A 17,087-nucleotide genomic window follows, 5' to 3' on the forward strand; every position below is an offset into this window, starting at 1 on the left:
GGGGTCCGGGGCCCGCAAGGGCTTTTTTCGTCGGCAGCGCACTTTTTTCGCATCGTCGACGAAAACCGTTCAGAATCAATCGCTTACAGAGATGATCGGTCAGCAGGTACGGGTTCGCGGGTAGATCCGGCTTGGCTCGTCGCTCGTTTCCCGCGCGCCGGGCGAACGTTCGTCACCATCTCCGGACCCAAAGGAACCGCATGCCCACTAGGAGTGTGGTCCCGATAAGATAAGCGATCGCCTCGACGGTCCAGACCTTCTCCTGCATGACGAAATGGACTGCCCCGAGGAGTACGGCGAGGTACACGAGGCGATGCAACCGTTGCCATGCCACTTGCCCCATCCGCCGGATCGCCCCCTGCCAGGAGGTCGCCGCGACCGGAACCAGGATCACGAATGCCGCGAACCCTACGACGATATACGGGCGCTTGACGAGATCGCGGGCAATCTCGTCCCAGCGCAAAGCCATGTCGAGAACCAGCCAGATAAGGAAGTGCAACACTAGGTATCCGAAGGCCAGGAGGCCCAGGGGCTTGCGGAACTTGATCAGATTGATCCGCGCGAACCGCATCAGGGGCGTGACGCACAGCGATGCCAGAAGCAGTTGCAGGCTCCACAGGCCGGCGCGATGCTCCATCGCCTTCACGGGGTCGACCCCCAGTCCGCCCGTCGTCCCGGCCCAAATCAGCCATATCGCTGGAGCGAGCCCGATCAGATAGATCGGCCAGGTGGGAACCTTCCTGGCCCAACCGCTGATGCGCGGACCGAATGTCGTCGCGGCATTCAGTAGTTCACACTCAGGTCCATGCCTTCGTAGAGGTGGGCCACCTCATCGGCATATCCGTTGAACATCAACGTGTCCTGGCGACCACCGAACAGGCCGGCTCCGATGACCCGCTCGCTGGCCTGCGACCAGCGGGGGTGATCCACGTTCGGGTTAACGTTCGCATAGAACCCGTACTCGCTCGGACCGCTGACCTTCCATGTGGCATGGGGCTCCTCGTCAACGAGGCTGATCCGGACGATGCTCTTGATGGACTTGAAACCGTACTTCCATGGCACGACCAGCCGCATAGGTGCCCCGTTCTGGTTGGGGATCGGTTTACCGTAGATCCCGGTCGCCATGATGGTCAGCGGATGCATGGCCTCGTCCAAGCGCAGCCCCTCCCGATACGGCCAATCCAGGATGGGATAGGCAAGCGCCGGCATCACTTCGGGAATGGCCGCGGTCTCGAATGCGACGTATCGCGCACCGTCCTGCACGCCGACCTTTTCCAAGAGGGTGCGCAACTCGAAGCCGTTCCAAGGGATCACCATCGACCAGGCCTCGACGCATCGGAACCGATAAATGCGCTCCTCCGTCGGAAGGTCTCCGATCAAATCCTCCAACGCGTACTCGCCCGGCCTGTCGACCAGTCCGTTGACGGTCACGGTCCAGGGACTCGTCTGCATGGCGCCAGCGTTCTCGGCGGGTTCGTCCTTGCCAGTCCCGAACTCATAGTAATTGTTATAGGTGGTGATCTCCTCCCAGGTATTCGGTTCCAGCGCCTGTGCACGGGCCGGCAGGCCCGCCGTCCCCAGCGCGGTTCCCGCGCCCATCGCCGCGATGATCTGCCGCCGGTTCAGCCACAGCCGCTCGGGCGTCACGTCATCTCGGGTCAATCGCGGTCCGCGCATACACTTTCCTTCCAACATCGCTCGGCGGTCGTGGACGTCTCTACGACAACCCACCCCTATCGACAAAAGGGAAACCCGTTCGGGTCACGGGAAAGTAAGTCGCCCGTCATCGGAAGGGTTCCAGACGCGATGGGGGCGGCGCGAAGGCCGCCCCCGATGCTGCATGCCCCTCGTCAGTGAACGACCGCCTCGGCGGGCGGCATCCGGTCGCTGCGTGACAGCCGGTCGCCGATGATCAGGCCATCGGGGCCGGCCGTAACCGGGATGGTGGTGCCATCCGTCACGGACCCATCCAGGATCATCTCCGCCAACGGGTTCTGCAGGCTGCGCTGAATCACCCGCTTCAACGGTCGTGCCCCGAACACCGGATCGTAACCCTCGTCGGCCAACCAGGCGCGCGCGTCGTCGTCCAGCGACAGGCTCAGCTTGCGCGCCTCCAGCCGACGGGCCAGCCGGGCGATCTGGATATCCACAATACCGCCCATGTCCGCGCGGGCCAGACGGTCGAAGATGATCGTCTCATCCAGGCGGTTCAGGAACTCCGGCCGGAAATGGGCACGCACCGCGTCCATCACGTCCCGCTTGGCCTGACTGGCATCGGCCCCATCGGGCAACTGCGACAACGCCTGGGCACCCAGGTTCGACGTCAGGATGATCAGCGTCTGCTTGAAGTCGACCGTCCGGCCCTGCCCGTCTGTCAGGACGCCGTCGTCCAGCACCTGCAACAGCACGTTGAACACGTCCGGATGCGCCTTCTCGACCTCGTCGAACAGAACGACCTGATACGGCCTGCGCCGCACGGCTTCCGTCAGGACACCGCCTTCGTCATAACCGACATAGCCCGGCGGCGCTCCGATCAGACGAGCGACGGCGTGCTTCTCCATGAACTCGGACATGTCGATCCGAACCATGGCACCGTCATCGTCGAACAGGAACTCGGCCAGGGCCTTCGTCAACTCCGTCTTGCCGACGCCGGTGGGGCCAAGGAACAGGAAGCTGCCCAGGGGACGCGCCTCGTCGTTCAGACCGGCCCGTGCACGCCGCACGGCGTTGGCCACGGCGGTGACAGCCTGACGCTGACCGATGACCCGGCGTCCGATCTCGTCCTCCATGCGCAACAACTTCTCGCGCTCGCCTTCCAGCATCTTGGACACGGGCACACCGGTCCACCGCTCGACCACCTCGGCGATCTGTTCGGGGCGTACCGCCTCCTCAACCATCAGGTCGTTGTCGCCGTCCTCGGCTTCGGCCAGCTGCTTCTCCAATGCCGGGATGGTGCCGTATTGCAGCTCGCCGGCGCGGGCGAAGTTGCCGTCGCGCTTGGCCTGATCCAACTCGACACGCAGGACGTCCAGCCGCTCCTTCAGATCACGGGCCGAGTCAAGCTTGTCACGCTCGGCCTGCCATTGCGCCGTCATCTCCGACGATCGCTGCTGAAGCTCCGCCAGTTCACGCTCCAGATTGGCCAGGCGATCCTTCGACGCGGCGTCGTCCTCGACACGGAGCGCCTCCACCTCGATCTGCTTCTGCAGGATGTCGCGATCGAGCGCGTCCAGCTCCTCGGGCTTGCTGTCCACCTCCATGCGCAGACGGCTCGCGGCCTCGTCCACCAAATCGATGGCCTTGTCCGGCAGGAAGCGGTCCGTGATGTAGCGGTTCGACAGGTTCGCCGCAGCGACCAGCGCGCTGTCGGAGATCCGCACGCCGTGGTGCAGTTCGTACTTCTCCTTGATGCCACGCAGGATGCTGACCGTGTCGGCGACCGTCGGTTCCTCCACCATCAGCGGCTGGAAGCGACGGGCCAGGGCGGCGTCCTTCTCGACGTACTTCCGGTACTCGTCCAGCGTGGTGGCACCGATGCAGTGCAGCTCGCCCCGCGCCAATGCAGGCTTGATCAGGTTGGCCGCGTCCATGGCGCCATCCGTCTTGCCTGCCCCGACGAGGGTGTGCATCTCATCGATGAACAAGACGATCTCGCCTGCCGCGGCGGACACCTCGGACAGGACCGCCTTCAAGCGCTCCTCGAACTCGCCGCGATACTTCGCGCCCGCGATCAGCGCACCCATGTCCAGCGACATCAGCTTCTTGTCACGCAGGGATTCCGGCACGTCGCCATCCACGATCCGCAGCGCCAGGCCTTCCGCGATGGCGGTCTTGCCGGTGCCCGGCTCGCCGATCAGCACGGGGTTGTTCTTCGTGCGCCGCGACAGAATCTGCATCGCGCGCCGGATCTCCTCGTCGCGACCGATGATGGGGTCGATCTTGCCCGCGCGGGCGGCTTCCGTCAGGTCGCGGGCGTACTTCTTCAGCGCCTCATAGCTATCTTCGGCCGACGCGCTGTCTGCAGTCCGGCCCTTGCGAACGTCGTTGATCGCCGCGTTCAGCGATTGGGCGGAGACGGCACCCGCATCAAGGGCCTCCTTCGCCTTCGACTTCACCATCGCGAGCGCCATGAGCACCCGCTCGACCGGCACGAAGCTGTCGCCCGCCTTCTTGGCGACCTTCGCCGCCTCGTCCAATACTCGCGTGACCTCCCGGGACAGATAGACCTGTCCGACGTCACCCTTCACGACCGGCAGACGCAATACGGCCGCGTCCACGGCCTCGCGCACACGGTCGGGCGCGCCGCCACTGCGCGCGACTAGGTTGGCAGCCATGCCTTCGGGGTCGTCCATGATGGCCTTGAGCAAATGCTCAGGCATCAACTGCTGATGGGATTCGCGCGTGGCGATCGTCTGCGCGGCCTGCACGAATCCGCGCGCGCGTTCGGTGAACTTCTCGAAGTCCATCGTCGTAACTCCTGTTCCTGGCACCCAGATGCGATCCGCCCGAAACGGCACGGACCCGGTCGGGCCTCATGTACAGGAGATGGGAAGTGTGTGGCCGATCTGCAACCCTATCCCGGCCAACCGCATCGTCGGGCGGACGACGTCACTTATAGACGTCCTCCTTCCCAAAATGCTTCGTCAGCATGTAGTAGATGACGGCGCGGTACTTGCGGGTGTCGGACTTGCCATAGGTCTCGACTACCTTCGCCATTCCCTCGTCCAACTTGGGGCCATCGCTCAATCCAAGCTTGCGGATCAGGAAGTTGTTTTTGACCGTCTCCATCTCCCCCGGCTGGCTGGTCGCGATGGTCTCCGCATCGGACGAATAGATCGAGGGACCGCAAGCGCGCGTGACCTTGCGCAGCAGGTCGGTATCAAGGTCGACCCCCTTGTCCTTAACCACCTGGATGTACTTACCGACCTTCTCGTCGAGTTTGCTCATGCGGGGTCCCTCCGTCGTGGTGTTCCGTGCCCCGAGCATCCGATGCCGCGGTCATGAAATAAAGAGAAAGTTGATCCGAAACGAAGCGAGGGGCCCCGAATGGGGCCCCTCCAACCGTCTACTCGTGACTATGCGACCGTGATCAGTACGCGTCGCCGACCGCCATGCCGAGCGGCATGACTTCACCGTTGCGATCCCATTCGGGCATCGACTCCAGCTCGGCCTCGGACAGGTTCTGCAGCATCATCTGATTGTCCGTCAGTGCGAAGCGATCCAGCGGAATCAGCACGTCGTGCTCGCCCAGACCCAGAAAGCCACCGACGCCCACGACCGCAGCCAACTCGCCGCCGGCGGTACGGATCAGACGATCGATCTCGCCGACGTCGTTGCCGTTCTCGGACAGGACGTTCATGCCGACCAAGTCGCTGACCCGGCTATCGGCGAACGCGGCGTACAGGCCACCGGTGCCCAGGATCTCGGCGTCACGCTCGACTTCGACCTCGGCGGTCGCCGTCTCGGTCTCCAGCGTCGTCGCTTCCGTGTCCAGCATGTTCTGCTGGTCGGTCACGATGATGTTGGCATCGTCCTGCTCCTGGATGTTCACCTGAGCTTCCGCCTGCTGAACGTCCACCGCAGCGCCTTCGGCCTGCTCGACGTTGACGACCGGATCGGCTTCGGACACGCGGACCTGGCCTTCGCCCTCCTGCTCGACCGAGACGTTGGCTTCCGCCTGCTCGACCGTGATCGCAGCGTTCGCGGCACGGTTTACCCGGATTTCGGGCTCGGCGGAGGACACCTCGACCCGCGGCTCGGCTTCCTGGATGGTGATGCGCGGCTCGGGACGCACGAAGCGGACCACCGGCTCGGGCTGCTGGATCGACACCTCGGGCTGCGCCGTGGCGACGTTCACGTCGGGCTCGGGCATGCGAACGGTGATGACCGGCTCGGGGATGGACACGACCACTTCGGGTTGCGCCTGCTCGATCGTGATGATCGGCGCCTGCTGCTCGACCGTCACGGTGGGCTCAGCCACGGTCACGGTGATCTGGGGTTCGGCCTGCTCGACCAGCACTTCGGGACGCGCCTGATCGACGGTCACGACCGGGTCCGGAACTTCCACCGACACGTCGGCCTCGGCCTGCTCGACCACGACCTGACCACCCATGGCGGCGGTCGCGGTGGCATCTGTCTCCAGCGTCATCGTCTGCGCCGTCATCGGCTGCGCGCCGCTCTCCAGGCGAACGCCCTCGGCGTCGGCATAGAAACCTTCCGCATCGATGAACGCGCCTTCGGCGTCGATCATGCGGCCATCGGCATCGGTGCTCGCGGTGGTCAGACGGGTCTCGGCGTCGCGGATCTCCGTCTCGGTGTAATCGGCGGCGGACTGAGCCATGGCGGCGCCCGCGGTTAGGGCGATGGCGGCGACGGAGCTCAGAAGAATCTTGTGCGTCTTCATATCTGTTGTTCCTCCTTGGAGGTTTTCGTTTGCAGGTACTCGGACAACCCCCCGCCCCCCCCAATTCGTTCCAGATCCCATCCATAATTATGGATGGAACCCAAGGGAGTTATCGCGCATTACGCCAATCGGCCCGGATGCGGCGTTCCGAAACGACGAAGGGCCGCCCTGACGGACGGCCCTCGGAGATAATTACGGCACTACGGCAGTGCGTCACTCGACGACGATCGGCTCGCCGCTGACGGTCATGTCGTTCGCCAGGATCTCCGCCTCGCCGTCGAACTCGGGCATCGCATCCAGTTCCGCCTCGGTCATGTCGGGCAGGACCAAAGCGTCGTCGAGCTGCTCGAACCGGTTCAGCGGGATGGCGACGTCGTGCTCGCCCAAGCCCAGGAACCCGCCGACGCCGACGATGGCCAGGACCTCACCCGACCCGGCGCTCGCGCGAACCAAGTTGTCGATCTCACCGATGTCGTCGAACTCCGACCCCCCGTCCTGACGGACAAGGACGTTCTGACCAACCAGGTCGGACACGGCGAAGTCGCCGAAGGTCCCATAGAGACCGGACGCGTCGGCATCCGCATCGGCAACGATCACCTCCGTCTCGGTGGTGGTGACCTCCACCTCGGCAGCATCCGTCTCGACGACGGCATCGTCGGTCATCGCGTCGTTCGCCGCATCCGTGGCGATGAGTGCGTCCTCGGACGCGTCCGTCTCGGCGCCATCCAGCGGGACGACCCGGGTCTCGGCGGTCATCGGCGCATCGGCATCCAGCTCGGTCGCATCGTCGGCTTCGACGGCCAGTTCCTGCGCGCCGTTCTCGATGGCGTCGCCCGTGGCCTCGGCGCCGTCCGCGATGACGTCACCGGCGGTCTGGGCACCATCGACGATGGCGTCGCCCGTCGCCTCGGCACCGCTGGCGATGGCATCGCCCGCGTTCTCCATGGTTTCGGCGGCGCCCTGGACGGCACCCTCGACCGCATTGCCGGCTTCGACGGCGGCGGCCTCGCCATCCTTCAGCAGCAGCGGATCCGTTTCGGCGGTCGTCGCCGTCTGTGCATGGGCGGCGCTCGTGAGGGCGATGGCGGCGGCGGTGGTCAGAAGCGTGGAGCGGAAGGTCATCTTCGTTTCTCCTGGATGAAAGGGTCAGCGGGGCACATCCTGCGCCCCGATCGTCCTCTCAACGCCGCGCCCGGGATGCCCTGTTCCACGAGGCCCCTCGCCATCCATGCAAAACCCATCTTGCCGACGCCGCGGCTTGCGTACCGAGCCCGTGCACCCAACGGACCGGACATCGCGACTTCAATAGCGGTAGTGGTCCGACTTGAAGGGTCCGTCCTGCGGCACCCCGATGTAGTCGGCCTGCGCCTTGGCCAGCGGCGTCAGCTTCGCGCCGATCCTGTCCAAGTGCAGGCGCGCCACCTTCTCGTCCAGATGCTTCGGCAGCAGATAGACGCCGGGGGCATAGTCGTCGTGCTTGGTCCACAACTCGATCTGCGCCAGCACCTGGTTCGTGAAGCTGGCCGACATCACGAAGGACGGGTGTCCCGTCGCGTTGCCCAGATTCAGCAGACGGCCTTCGGACAGCAGGATGATGCGATTGCCCGAGGGCATCTCGATCATGTCGACCTGTTCCTTGATGTTCGTCCACTTATGGTTCTTCAGGTTGGCGACCTGTATCTCGTTGTCGAAGTGGCCGATGTTCCCGACGATGGCCATGTCCTTCATCTCGCGCATGTGCTCGATCCGGATGACGTCGCGATTGCCGGTGGTCGTGACGAAGATGTCGGCCGAATCGACCACGTCCTCCAGCAGCACCACTTCGAACCCGTCCATTGCGGCCTGCAACGCGCAGATCGGGTCGACTTCCGTCACCTTGACGCGCGCGCCCGCGCCGGCCAGCGACGCGGCCGAACCCTTGCCGACGTCGCCATAGCCCAGCACCACGGCGACCTTGCCCGCCATCATCGTGTCGGTGGCCCGCCGGATTCCGTCGACGAGGGATTCCTTGCACCCGTACTTGTTGTCGAACTTCGACTTGGTGACGGAATCGTTCACGTTAATTGCGGGGAACGGCAGCATTCCCTTCTTGTGCAAGTCATAGAGGCGATGGACGCCGGTCGTCGTCTCCTCGGACACGCCGACGATCTGGTCGCGGACCTTCGTGAACCAGCCTGGGGATTCCTTCATCCGCTTGGCGATCTGCGCCTTTATCACCTCCTCCTCCTCCGACGTCGGCACGGGGATCACGTCCTCCCCCGCCTCGGCCCGCGCACCCAGCAGGACGTAGAGCGTCGCGTCGCCGCCATCGTCCAGGATCAGGTTCGGCCCGTCCGCGAACTGGAAGCTGCGGTCCAGATAGTCCCAGTGCTCCTCCAAGGACTGGCCCTTGACCGCGAAGACCGGCGTGCCGCCCGCGGCGATGGCCGCGGCGGCGTGGTCCTGCGTCGAGAAGATGTTGCACGACGCCCATCGCACGTCGGCCCCCAGCGCGTTCAGAGTCTCGATCAGGACGGCGGTCTGGATCGTCATGTGCAGGCTGCCCACGATCCGGGCGCCGGCCAGCGGCTTGGCCTCGCCGTACTCCGCCCGGCAGGCCATCAGCCCCGGCATCTCCGTTTCGGCGATGTCCAGTTCCCGGCGGCCGAACTCGGCCAAGCCGATGTCCTTCACGACGTAGTCTCGGGTCATGCGGTGGCCTCCCGTTGGGCGCGACGATCGGCGCCGCCCCTAACACCCCGCCCCGGGACCGGCAACGTAACCATTCCACCACGTGACCAGTGGACAGGCGAAACCGAAACGGGCAACCGTTCCCTCGCATTTTAGTCGAATAGGAAGTCATCGCCATGAAGACCATCCGCACCATCCTCGCCGCGGTCGCCGTCACGGCCGCCGGCGCCACCGCGTCCGCCGCGGTCGAAGTCGCGACCTTCGACGTCACCGATGGCCGGTTCGCCGTGTTCGGCGATGCCGAGCAGGCCGCCGCCGACATCGGGCGCATCCTGGGTCAGATCCAAATGGGCGAGAACCCCAGCGGCGAGGTCGCGGAAGCGGTCATCACGCTTTCGGGCCGCTACGGCGGGACGCTTGACCCGAACGTCGAGCCCGCGGTGGCGAAGGACTACACGTTCACGCTGGGCGCATCCTATCAGGTCGACATCGACGACGGCGGGGCCTCGGACAGCGTGGCGGGTTCGATCGACGTGCCCGACCTGCGTCTCGACCAGGCGTTCGGCCTCTTCGGCGCCACGTTGGCTGCCCTGCCCGCCCCGTTCGACATGTTCGCCTCGAACCTCGTGGCGCAGTTCATCGCCGGCGACGGCACCGAACAGCAGAACCTTCCCGGCCTTTTCACGCGCGTCACGCACGGCGCGACGGGCGGACTGCCCGCGAACGCGATCGGGGGCACGTTCGACATCTATATCGGGACCTTTCAGGAACGGATGTTCAATGGCAACGACCTGAACGACGTCGGGCCAATCGAGGGGGCGTTCGACATCACCGCCTCCATCGCGGAGCCGTCGGAAGTGCCACTGCCGGCCGGTCTGCCCCTGTTGGCCGCAGGCCTGGGCGCATTCGGCTGGGTCGCGCGCCGCAAGGCCCGCGCCTGACCTCCGCGGACGTGGCACGTCACGTGGAAGGCCCGGCTCCGCGCCGGGCCTTCTTCGTTCCGGGGGTCCGCCCTAGATGGCCACCTGGACGAAGGAACGACGAAGGAACGGCACTCATGTCCCCACCGGGCAAGCGTCCCACGCCACGGGCTTGGCAGCGCATGTTGTCGGGACGGCGGCTGGACCTCCTCGACCCCAGCCCGCTCGACGTCGAGATCGGCGACATCGCGCACGGGCTGGCCTTCGTCGCGCGGTGGAACGGGCAGACGCGCGGCGACTGGCCCTTTTCCGTAGCGGAGCATTCGATGCTCGTGGTCGACATCCTGGCCCGGCTGCATCCGGCGGCGACACCGCGCGATCGCCTGACCGCCCTGCTGCACGACGCGCCCGAATACGTCATCGGCGACATGATCTCGCCGGTGAAGGCGGCGGTCGGCCCAGGCTATGGTGCGCTGGACGATCGTTTGCAGCAGGCCATCCACATCCGGTTCGGCCTACCTGCCAAGACCCGCGCGCCGCTGAAACGCCGGATCAAGAAGGCGGATACCGTGTCGGCCTGGCTGGAGGCCGTGCTCCTGGCCGAGTTTACCGCGGCGGAGGCCGACACCTATTTCGGCCGCCCCGCCCCCGCCCTACTGGCCGGCCTGGACCTGACGCCGCGACCGCCCGCGGAGGCCCGCGACGCATTCGCCGCCCTGCACGCCGATCTGATGGAGGCCTGCGATGCCTGACGAACCGATCAGCGTCCGCCGCGCCGGCACGCTCGACGCGCGCGAGATGACGGCACTGCTGAACGCGATCATCGCGGCAGGCGGAACCACGGCCTATACCGAACCGGTCACGCGGGAGGACCTGACCGAATGGATGGCCGCCCCCGGCACCGTCTGGCACGTCGCGGAGGCTGGCGGCACGGTGGTCGGGTTCCAATGGGTCGAGCCCATCGATGGGATGGACCGGGCCGCCATCGCGACCTTCGCCCAGCGCGGACGGCAGGGGCTGGGGATCGGCTCCGCCCTGTTCCGCGCGACGTCGACCCTTTGCCGCACCGCCGGGTTCGCCGCGATCGACGCCTGGAGCCGGGAGGACAACGAAGGCGGCCTCGCCTATTATCGTTCCCGAGGGTTCGAGGATGCGGGACGGCGCGACGGCGTGGTATTGCCGGACGGGCGCCGCGTGGCGCAGACCTTGAAGCGATACGACCTGCGGCGTTGACGCCCGCTCAGCGTTCGCCGGACAACTCCAACGGCGCGGGCTGGGACGTCAGGTCGTTCGTTCCCAACGGGTGTTGCGGCTTGCCCAGCGCATAACGGCGCACCCAGATCAGCCGGGTCACCGCGCGCGTCACGGCGACATAGGCCAGTCGCTTCCAGAGCGGCTGCCCCGCTTCCAGCCGCCCGGCCCGGCTGGCGGCATAGAGGTCGGGACCGAAGACCTGAACGTCGTCCCATTGGGATCCCTGCGCCTTGTGGATCGTCACGGCGGATCCGTGCAGGAATGCGGCCCCCATGCGGGCCGCGAAGGGCAGGAACGGCTCGTCGCTGTCCGGGCTCTCGATCTTGACGATGCTGCTGACGGAGACCAGCGGATCGGGCGCACCGACGACGTGCAACCGGCTGAAGCCCGGCTTCTTGCCGGGGCCCAGATAGATCACCTGCGCGCCCTTGATCAGGCCGCGGGCTTCCAGATCGATGCGGCGCTTGCGATGCTTCAAGGGCAGCTCCAGCCCGTCGCAGATCAGGGGCTCGCCCGGGATCATCTGCGTCTCGTCGGCACCATGGGCCTGCCGGAACGCGCGGATCAGGCGGATGCGGGTCGCGTTGCGCCAGACCAGGACGGGGGAGCGCGCCATCAGATCGCTGTCCACCCGCGACGCCATGACCACGCGCGGATCCTTCGCCGCGGCATCCTCGATCATCTGTTCGAACCGGTAGAAGTCGACCTGATCGTCGGACAGGGCATGCGCCAGGTCCAGGATCGGGTTGTCGGCTTCCTGCCGATGGATGCGCGACAGGTTCAGCTTGTCGTCACCTTCGAAGCGGTCGAAGATCATGCGCCCCGATTGGTTCACCGGAGCGAGCTGCGCGGGGTCGCCGAACAGGACCAGGGTAGGGAAAATCTCGCGCAGGTCCTCGTACTGCTTGTCGTCCAGCATCGAGGCTTCGTCGACGAAGCCGATGTCGAGCGGCGCTTCGCGGCGCTTCCATCCGGTAATGAAGTCCGACCCGCGCAGGCCCGCTGCCGCGAGGGCGCCCGGCACCGACGTCGTCTCGTCGTAGACCCGCTTGGCGCGGTCCAGCGCTGCGTCGTCCAGCCCCTCGACGGTGGGGCGGTCCCCGTCGCCTGCCAGCCATTCCGCGATGCGTTCGTACTCGGGATCGTAGACGGGGGTGTAGATGATCCGGTGGATCGTGGTCGCCGGCACGCCACGGGTCCGCAGCACGCTGGCCGCCTTGTTCGTGGGGGCCAGCACCGCCAGGGTCCGGCGATCCCGCTTGCGCCGTTCGTAGTCGCCCGACACCAAATCGGCGCCGGCCTCGCGCACCGCGTCGACCAGACCGGCCAACAGCATCGTCTTGCCCGATCCCGCTTTGCCCGTCACGGCGAGGACACGGTCGTTCTCGTCCTCTCGGTCGGCGGCCTCGCCCCGGACCGTGTCGATCCCGCTGTCGCACAGGATCGCCGCGATGCGGTCCCAGGCCGCGGCCTGATCGTCGGAAAGGGGGGGCAGCTCCATGCCGCCCCTTTTGGTGTGTTCAGGCGCGAACGGGAAGGGCCACCGGCGTGGCGGCAGGCGTCAGCGTGGACAGGGAGGCGTCCAGCCATCCCTTCGCCTCCGCCCGGTCGATGCCCAGCGCGCCGCAGAAGTGATCGGCTACGCCCTCGGACAGCTCCCAGATGCCGGCGCTGATGCCGTCCTGGCTGCCCAGCACCTCCGGCGACCAGCCCAGGCGGCGATAGACGCGGACCATCGGACGGTCGAACACGCCCAGCGAATGGGTGCAGCCCATCTCGAGCCCCAGTTGCAGGCCGCCCAGCAGCAGCTTCTGCGCGACGCCCGCGCCATCCTTGCCATAAGCCGCCTTGGGCGACAGGCAGAAGCGTGTGCATTCCCAGATCAGGGGGGACCGGATCGGCGCGCCGCCCATCAGGTGGGGGAAGATCTCGCCCAGCATGGTGCGACCCGTGGTGGGCAGGAAGCGGACGGACCCGGCATGGTGGCCGTCCTCGTCCTCCGCGATGACATAGAGGGGATCGATCGCGTCGTACTGATCCGTTTCCCAGCCCAGGTCGTCGACGGTGACGTCCCAGCCCATGCGGTCTCGGAACTGCGCGGCCCGATCGCGGAACATCTCGGCGGCCAGTTCGGCGTGGGCGTCCAACTGCGAAGCGTAGATGTAGCGGATCATGGCGGGTGTCCCTTCCTGTCTTGATGACGGAAGGGCTCCCGGCGAGCGGGTTAACGGTTCGTTACCGCACGCTCCAACAAGGAATGCGCAACGAACCTTGCTCAGCCGCACGCGCAGGCGGGTGCGGGCGCGTCATGTAAGCGTGTGCCACTACGGGGACCACAGGCCGGTCAAGGACAGATCAGACCGCGCGACAGCGCGCTCGCGACAGCATGCGTGACGTTCGCCGCCCCCAGCTTGAACCGTGCCGATTCGATGTAGGCGCGCAGCGTGTGCTCCGAGATCTTGAGTTGCTCGGCCGCCTGTCCCCGGCTCTGACCCTTCGCCAAGTAGGTCAGGGCGTCGCTTTCGCGCGGCGACAGCGCCTGCGAGGCCGCATGGGCCGGCGTCGTCAGGGCGATGATCTTCTCGTTCGCGTAATGGGCCGCGAGCAGCATGTCGTTCTTCACCTCGCCGGTGAAGCGGGCCCAAGCGTCGTCGGACATGGTGGCGTTCATCGTCAGAACCGCGTGCTGCCCGCCGGGTCCGCGCATCGGCACCGTGTAGCCCTGAGTACCTACGCCGTGCGCCACGCTCTCGGCCATCACGACGCGTGCCGCCTTCTTGGACCAGTCCAGCCGCTTCCAGTCCAACGGCGCGAAGCCGCCGTAGCAGCCCAGCACCACCGGATCGACGCGGAAGAAGTCCTGCTCAACGTAGGTTTCCACCCAATCGGGGCGGTAGGTGAAAGCGCTGACCTGCTCGCCGTTCGGCAGAGCCGCGTGGAAGACGAGGTGCTCCACCCCGAAGTCCGAGACGGCGGATAGGACCGCCGCCTTGGCATCATCGACCGTCGCGGCGTCAGACAACCGCCCTAAGAACTGTTCCAGTCGTGCGCTCATGCCGTTCCGCCCCGTCTTCGGCCCAGCCGTCCTGCGCCAACTCGACCGTGGCGGCCACGATGGTATCCTCCAGTTCGGACGCCAGGCCGGGCAGGTCGTTGGTGGCCGCGAAGGCCCGCAGGTCGCCGAGAACCTCGATGATCCATTCGTTCTGCATGAGAGCCTTCCTTCCCAATGGTTAAGCTGTGGTTAAGCAAAAACCTAAGGGAGTGCGGGCACGGTGCGATACTCGCTAATTTCGGTCCCCCAGAAATGGGGAGGGGCACCATCGCAAGTGACGCCCCCACAATGGTCTGAACCGGTTAGCAGGATGCGAACACACCGTACGGTGCCCCAATCAGCCCCTCAAAGGTCCCGCTGCGATCGCGTCGTTGGGGGTGTGCCAGCCCGTGCGCGGGATGTCCATCCGGACGAGGGCGTGGTCCAGGGGGCGGCATCTGGCCCTCTGCATGGAGATCCTTCCCGGCTGCACCGGGATGGATTGGATGCGTTCGTGTTGCGGCATGCGTCGCCCGCCGTGTCGCTGCGTCGTGGGAAGACCAGCAGGATGCAGGTGATAATCAACTCATCATCGTATCCCCGATGGAATCTCCTGCGATCCGGCCCGTCGCGGAAGCGTCGCGGCGTAGAAGTCCAGGATGGGCCCCGCCTCGGGGGTGAGTCGCGCCTTCGTACCATCGAGCGAAAGGAGCCTGCGCACCTCGAGCATCCGCAGGGCGGAGAGGACCAGATCGCGGGGGGGCTGGTCGGGCAGCACGATGGGGTGATGCCCGCGACGGTAGAGGGACAGGTCTGCCGATAGCCGGTCCGCGATGGCATCGACCTCCACGAGCCCCGCCCCCAGGGCGCGGGCGACGAGCGGCAGAGGCAGGACGGGCAGCACGACCTCGATCCGGTGCATCAGGGCCTCGCCCAACGCCTGCGCGGGGTCGCCCGGCGCGTCCGCCAGCCAGCGATTCAGGGACAGAGGCTCGCCATAGGCCACGGCGGCATAGCCGAAGCGCCGCAGGCGACCCGTCAGCCACAGTTGCAGGTGGCGGAACAGGTACCGCGCGACCTGCCACCACCGCAGGCGGAAGCGGCCCTCACGGCCGTCCCCCGCGGCAGCGGCGGCGATCAGGGTGCGGTCCTCCAGCACGCGTTCGTAGTTCAAGGCCACGGGCACGAAGACCACGTCGCGGCCCCCGGGGTCGTGCCCGTCGAGCACATAGGACAGGATGCCCAGCTTCGGCGGATGTAGCGTCCCGTCGCGCGACAGGCGGCCCTCGGGGAAGACGGCTTGGGTCACGCCCTCGGCGGTGGCGAGCTGGACGTAGCGGGCCAGAACCTTGCGATACAGGGGGTTCAAGTCCCGCCGGCGAACGAAATAGCCCCCCATCGCGCGGATCAGCGGGCGCAGGGGCCAACGTCGGGCCCATTCGCCCACTGCATAGGCCAGCGACGTCTGACCCGACATCAGCCACGTCACCAGCACGTAGTCCATGTTGGAGCGGTGGTTCATCACGAAGACTACAGTGGCGTCCGGGTCGATCCGGTTCAGGGCCTGCGCCCCGCGCACGACGCGCACCCGATAGAGGCTGCGCGATAGCCATTTCGCCATGCGGCTGGCCACTCCGAAGTAGAGCGTGGCCGAAAAGCCGGGCACGATCTCGCGGGCGTAGCGCTGCGCCGTCTCGAAGGCGACGTCGAAGGGCACGCCCTCGTCGCGGGCATGGTCCGCGATCGCCTGCGCCACCTGCGGGTCGTAGGACAGCCGCCGGATCGTGTCGGCGCGGCGGGCCAGCTTGAAGGGCTGCAAGGGGCGGCGCAGGCGTGCGTTCAGGCGACCCACGACGCGTTCGGCGCGGCGGCGGAAGAACCAGCGAACCGACGGAAACAGGAAGTGGGACGCGAAGGTGACGGCGGCGAACGCGACGAGCAGGACCAGCGCCCAGAGCGGAATCTCGACGCTATGGAACACGGGCCGGAACGGACGTTGCGATGATCATGGGGCACCGTACGGTGGGGGGCACCCCCTGTGCACCCCCCGTACACCCCCCGTGCATACGACCGTCGCCACGATCCGTGCCGCGGCGCGGCGAACCGATAAGGACGATCCGAAACCGCAACTACCGTCGAGGCGCAACATCGTTTCAAAGGTCATCGCGGTCGTGGAGAAGGACCGCCCCCGGCCACTCCACACCCGGGCCGGCCATTCGACCGAGAGAACGTCGAATGCGTCGTGTCGTCGGATCCTTGCGGAGGGGCAGACTGGACGGTCCGTCGCGTTCGACCTCTCCACGCAGGCGGGGTACAGTTACGAGCGCGCGCCGGCGCGGGGCGAGGTCGGCATTCCCGTATGCCATCTTGGCGACATGCGAACCTCGTTCTGGGACATCCCGCTTGACCGGGTGAACACGTCCCAGACGGGCGAGCCAGGCCTGGACGGGTAAATCGACGAGGCCAAGCAGGTAACCGCATGCGCGCGATCGCGGGATGTGCGCCGCCCATGCGGGGATCCACGGCACGCGAAGGGCCATCATGGCTGCCGCCCGGGCGGAGTGGACGCATGCCATAGGTCCATCGATCCGGGCGGGCACGACGCTGCCCGTGGTGGTCGGCAGCGTCATTCAGGACGAGGATGCCGACGGCCACCGGGGATTGGGAACGGCGCGCGCCCATACCCTCAACGGATTTCGAATTGAACCGGATCACCGCAGATATCGTCGATTACGCCGCGTTTTCAGAATTGGCCACGCAATAGCGGCTTGATCCATTCCAGGCCGCGACCTAGCTTCGACCCACC

Annotated in this window: 16 protein-coding genes and 1 pseudogene; 5 read left to right on the forward strand and 12 right to left on the reverse strand. The window is 66.4% G+C overall.

Annotation, left to right across the window (positions count from 1 at the left end):
• Nucleotides 1–172: 172 nt before the first annotated feature.
• From msrQ to ahcY, 7 genes are all read right to left on the reverse strand, one after another.
• Nucleotides 173–787: a protein-methionine-sulfoxide reductase heme-binding subunit MsrQ gene (msrQ, locus tag P0084_RS06605; RefSeq protein ID WP_308916085.1), complete on the reverse strand. Its 615-nt coding sequence runs from the start codon at nt 785–787 to the stop codon at nt 173–175.
• Nucleotides 784–1,677 carry a protein-methionine-sulfoxide reductase catalytic subunit MsrP gene (gene msrP, locus P0084_RS06610; RefSeq protein WP_308916027.1) on the reverse strand — a complete coding sequence of 298 codons (894 nt, stop codon included), beginning with the start codon at nt 1,675–1,677 and terminating at the stop codon, nt 784–786. Before msrP ends, msrQ begins: the two co-directional genes overlap by 4 nt.
• A gap of 173 nt (nt 1,678–1,850) precedes the next feature.
• Nucleotides 1,851–4,466 (reverse strand): ATP-dependent chaperone ClpB, encoded by a 2,616-nt coding sequence (clpB, locus tag P0084_RS06615; RefSeq protein WP_308916028.1) that lies wholly within the window; start codon nt 4,464–4,466, stop codon nt 1,851–1,853.
• A gap of 142 nt (nt 4,467–4,608) precedes the next feature.
• Nucleotides 4,609–4,947, reverse strand: a complete 339-nt coding sequence (locus P0084_RS06620; RefSeq protein WP_308916029.1) for a DUF2853 family protein — start codon at nt 4,945–4,947, stop codon at nt 4,609–4,611.
• Nucleotides 4,948–5,089: 142 nt separating this feature from the next.
• Nucleotides 5,090–6,403 carry a PRC-barrel domain-containing protein gene (locus P0084_RS06625; protein WP_308916030.1) on the reverse strand — a complete coding sequence of 438 codons (1,314 nt, stop codon included), beginning with the start codon at nt 6,401–6,403 and terminating at the stop codon, nt 5,090–5,092.
• 213 nt (nt 6,404–6,616) lie between these two features.
• Nucleotides 6,617–7,525, reverse strand: a complete 909-nt coding sequence (locus P0084_RS06630) for a PRC-barrel domain-containing protein (protein WP_308916031.1) — start codon at nt 7,523–7,525, stop codon at nt 6,617–6,619.
• Between the two features lie 180 nt (nt 7,526–7,705).
• Complete coding sequence (gene ahcY / locus P0084_RS06635) at nt 7,706–9,094, reverse strand: adenosylhomocysteinase (RefSeq protein WP_308916032.1); 1,389 nt, start codon at nt 9,092–9,094, stop codon at nt 7,706–7,708.
• Nucleotides 9,095–9,249: 155 nt separating this feature from the next.
• Here ahcY and P0084_RS06640 point away from each other — a divergent pair, with 155 nt between their 5' ends.
• The 3 genes from P0084_RS06640 to P0084_RS06650 all read left to right on the forward strand — a co-directional run bounded on the left by P0084_RS06640 (nt 9,250) and on the right by P0084_RS06650 (nt 11,226).
• Nucleotides 9,250–10,014 (forward strand): VPLPA-CTERM sorting domain-containing protein, encoded by a 765-nt coding sequence (locus P0084_RS06640; RefSeq protein ID WP_308916033.1) that lies wholly within the window; start codon nt 9,250–9,252, stop codon nt 10,012–10,014.
• 116 nt (nt 10,015–10,130) lie between these two features.
• On the forward strand, nt 10,131–10,745 hold the full coding sequence (locus P0084_RS06645; protein WP_308916034.1) for an HD family hydrolase: 615 nt from the start codon (nt 10,131–10,133) through the stop codon (nt 10,743–10,745).
• Nucleotides 10,738–11,226, forward strand: a complete 489-nt coding sequence (locus P0084_RS06650; RefSeq protein WP_308916035.1) for a GNAT family N-acetyltransferase — start codon at nt 10,738–10,740, stop codon at nt 11,224–11,226. Before P0084_RS06645 ends, P0084_RS06650 begins: the two co-directional genes overlap by 8 nt.
• A 7-nt stretch (nt 11,227–11,233) precedes the next feature.
• On the opposite strand, the gene P0084_RS06655 is transcribed toward P0084_RS06650, so the two are convergent.
• The 5 genes from P0084_RS06655 to P0084_RS06675 form a co-directional block, all read right to left on the reverse strand.
• Nucleotides 11,234–12,748 carry an ATP-dependent DNA helicase gene (locus P0084_RS06655; protein ID WP_308916036.1) on the reverse strand — a complete coding sequence of 505 codons (1,515 nt, stop codon included), beginning with the start codon at nt 12,746–12,748 and terminating at the stop codon, nt 11,234–11,236.
• Between the two features lie 19 nt (nt 12,749–12,767).
• The gene (locus tag P0084_RS06660; RefSeq protein ID WP_308916037.1) at nt 12,768–13,421 is read right to left on the reverse strand and encodes an acyl-homoserine-lactone synthase; all 654 of its coding nucleotides are present in this window, start codon (nt 13,419–13,421) and stop codon (nt 12,768–12,770) included.
• Nucleotides 13,422–13,591: 170 nt separating this feature from the next.
• Nucleotides 13,592–14,302 carry a helix-turn-helix transcriptional regulator gene (locus P0084_RS06665; RefSeq protein WP_308916038.1) on the reverse strand — a complete coding sequence of 237 codons (711 nt, stop codon included), beginning with the start codon at nt 14,300–14,302 and terminating at the stop codon, nt 13,592–13,594.
• Nucleotides 14,262–14,459 (reverse strand): hypothetical protein, encoded by a 198-nt coding sequence (locus P0084_RS06670; protein WP_308916039.1) that lies wholly within the window; start codon nt 14,457–14,459, stop codon nt 14,262–14,264. The genes P0084_RS06665 and P0084_RS06670 overlap by 41 nt, the downstream gene beginning before the upstream one ends.
• Before the next feature lie 411 nt (nt 14,460–14,870).
• Nucleotides 14,871–16,262, reverse strand: coding sequence for a 1-acyl-sn-glycerol-3-phosphate acyltransferase (locus P0084_RS06675; RefSeq protein WP_308916040.1), 1,392 nt, complete (start codon nt 16,260–16,262; stop codon nt 14,871–14,873).
• 181 nt (nt 16,263–16,443) lie between these two features.
• Between P0084_RS06675 and P0084_RS06680 the strand changes: the two are divergent.
• Nucleotides 16,444–16,710, forward strand: a pseudogene (locus P0084_RS06680) (methylmalonyl-CoA mutase family protein); the annotation flags it as partial.
• Between the two features lie 112 nt (nt 16,711–16,822).
• Nucleotides 16,823–17,053, forward strand: coding sequence for a hypothetical protein (locus P0084_RS06685; RefSeq protein WP_308916042.1), 231 nt, complete (start codon nt 16,823–16,825; stop codon nt 17,051–17,053).
• The last annotated feature ends 34 nt before the right edge of the window (nt 17,054–17,087 follow it).

It is taken from the genome of Jannaschia maritima (genome assembly GCF_030973515.1).
GTDB classification, from domain to species: domain Bacteria; phylum Pseudomonadota; class Alphaproteobacteria; order Rhodobacterales; family Rhodobacteraceae; genus Jannaschia; species Jannaschia maritima.

What these genes read in the sequence shown, in the direction of transcription:
- P0084_RS06625 (WP_308916030.1), bottom strand. Translation starts at nt 6,403, where the DNA reads ATGAAGACGCACAAGATTCTTCTGAGCTCCGTCGCCGCCATCGCCCTA.
- P0084_RS06670 (WP_308916039.1), bottom strand. Translation starts at nt 14,459, where the DNA reads ATGCAGAACGAATGGATCATCGAGGTTCTCGGCGACCTGCGGGCCTTC.
- P0084_RS06685 (WP_308916042.1), top strand. Translation starts at nt 16,823, where the DNA reads ATGGCTGCCGCCCGGGCGGAGTGGACGCATGCCATAGGTCCATCGATC.
- P0084_RS06640 (WP_308916033.1), top strand. Translation starts at nt 9,250, where the DNA reads ATGAAGACCATCCGCACCATCCTCGCCGCGGTCGCCGTCACGGCCGCC.
- msrP (WP_308916027.1), bottom strand. Translation starts at nt 1,677, where the DNA reads ATGCGCGGACCGCGATTGACCCGAGATGACGTGACGCCCGAGCGGCTG.
- P0084_RS06650 (WP_308916035.1), top strand. Translation starts at nt 10,738, where the DNA reads ATGCCTGACGAACCGATCAGCGTCCGCCGCGCCGGCACGCTCGACGCG.
- P0084_RS06630 (WP_308916031.1), bottom strand. Translation starts at nt 7,525, where the DNA reads ATGACCTTCCGCTCCACGCTTCTGACCACCGCCGCCGCCATCGCCCTC.
- P0084_RS06665 (WP_308916038.1), bottom strand. Translation starts at nt 14,302, where the DNA reads ATGAGCGCACGACTGGAACAGTTCTTAGGGCGGTTGTCTGACGCCGCG.
- ahcY (WP_308916032.1), bottom strand. Translation starts at nt 9,094, where the DNA reads ATGACCCGAGACTACGTCGTGAAGGACATCGGCTTGGCCGAGTTCGGC.
- P0084_RS06620 (WP_308916029.1), bottom strand. Translation starts at nt 4,947, where the DNA reads ATGAGCAAACTCGACGAGAAGGTCGGTAAGTACATCCAGGTGGTTAAG.
- clpB (WP_308916028.1), bottom strand. Translation starts at nt 4,466, where the DNA reads ATGGACTTCGAGAAGTTCACCGAACGCGCGCGCGGATTCGTGCAGGCC.
- P0084_RS06660 (WP_308916037.1), bottom strand. Translation starts at nt 13,421, where the DNA reads ATGATCCGCTACATCTACGCTTCGCAGTTGGACGCCCACGCCGAACTG.
- P0084_RS06655 (WP_308916036.1), bottom strand. Translation starts at nt 12,748, where the DNA reads ATGGAGCTGCCCCCCCTTTCCGACGATCAGGCCGCGGCCTGGGACCGC.
- P0084_RS06645 (WP_308916034.1), top strand. Translation starts at nt 10,131, where the DNA reads ATGTCCCCACCGGGCAAGCGTCCCACGCCACGGGCTTGGCAGCGCATG.